We start from the raw sequence: 1701 nt of genomic DNA on the forward strand, positions 1-1701 counted from the left end.
AGCAGGCTCAAACACAAACACGTCGTATTCCAGATAATCTTCCGAAAAATCATCGCGATACACGTTTGCCTTCGACAGGTACAGCCCTTCCTTGCCGACGAAGGAGGTATATGGCCAATAAGTTTTTGCTGGAAAAACGGCATATCCTTTCAATTGTCCCTTTGAATCGAGCACTACCACGCCCAGCCTGTTTTGCCCGGGTGCCATCATGTCATCCAGTACATCCGGCGGCGGTAACTGTTTGGAAGGTAGAAAGGCCAGTCTGTAGATCAAATCCCTCCAGCGATCGTAAAAAACGGTGACATATGAGACGAAGGCAAACAATTCCTCGTTCTCCTTCCGATACCCGCCATATTGATTTTTTCCTCTCACAGGTGCGTGCAGCAGCGTTTTGCCCCACCGGGATATATGAGCCAAACGTTCTTCTACCAAAGAAAAATCAGACAGCCTTCTGAATTCCAATCTGCTTTTGGCAGCCCAGTTGACCACCATCATATCCCGACTGGTCACGACATCGAGTTGAGGAACCCCGGCGATATAGTTTATTGCGCCACGCTTCAAATACGAAGGCGGATAATACAAGGGAAGCGCAGAGAACTCATGGCGATTCAAATCGTACTTATAACAAAGGGGAATGTGTCGAGCTGCATTCAGGTCGGAAAGGTCAATATCAAGAGAGGCGTTCTTGAAGTAGAGCACATTTTCATGAAGCAATACTCTCCCTCCATGATTGAAAAAGGACGGCGCGTGACTGGCAAAATATTTCATTGGCGCCTCATCGACGATGTCTCCCCGCCAGTCGATCAAAACGGCATCGGTTATGCTGCCCCTTTCGAATACCAATATGCTGTCAGGCGAGATTACTACACATGTTCGGGGTGTATGTAACCACGGCTCCCCTTCATTGCCCTCGCCTTTTACGGGCTGCAGGCGATTGACCAGCCTCGCTTGCTCTACACCATACACATCCACACTCCGGTTCCAGGGATTGGTGAGAAAAAGGTAGGTCTCTTGCTCAGTCACCCAGGGAACGACTGGTACGACATCATAAGGCGTAAGTGAGTCAAGACTTATGCGGACTTGTTTTGCCAAAGTGACGCTCACATTATTCCCCACAATAGCAGGGACCTCTCCATCCTGGCAACCTGAAATGGCAAACAGCACACCCGCCAAAAGGGGGATTACCCCGCCAACCCACTCAAGGAAGGCGGGATAATCCCTTTTTCTGCAAAATACTGACAATAGACAATTCCTCATCGGGTTTACTCTTCAGGATATCCGCAAATTGTAGTGTCAATAAGACAATTGGTTCCATTTCCATAACAAGATCCATCAGGATGATACAGCACCACATCTACGCATCGGATGCAATTTCCCGATTGCACACACTGAACCGCATTAGCCTTGTGCACGAACGTGAAAATACAAACCATGCAAAGCAGCAGCCATAACTTGTCTGGCTTCGAAAGCAGCTTCATAATGAACCATATTTTTAACACAACCCACCTCCACCATCAGGGCGGGAGGTTTCGCCCATATACACTTGGCGCCAAAGTGCATATCTCTTTGCGTTCACGGGATCGGTTGCGCATGTACATCGCACAACTCGCTGAAACTCGGCCCTGCGGCCGGGGTGCTGAGTGGAATCGATTCTGACCGCTGCATATGCCCCGTCGCAGGGGCCGGCTATCCCAAACCACA

Annotated in this window: 1 protein-coding gene; it reads right to left on the reverse strand. The window is 49.4% G+C overall.

What is annotated here, in order from left to right; translation table 11 throughout:
• Positions 1-1116: hypothetical protein (locus tag D6694_11165; protein ID RMH39469.1), on the reverse strand; the 1116-nt coding region annotated here is incomplete at its 3' end.
• Positions 1117-1701 lie beyond the last annotated feature (585 nt).

This window comes from Gammaproteobacteria bacterium (assembly GCA_003696665.1).
In the GTDB taxonomy this organism is placed as follows: domain Bacteria; phylum Pseudomonadota; class Gammaproteobacteria; order Enterobacterales.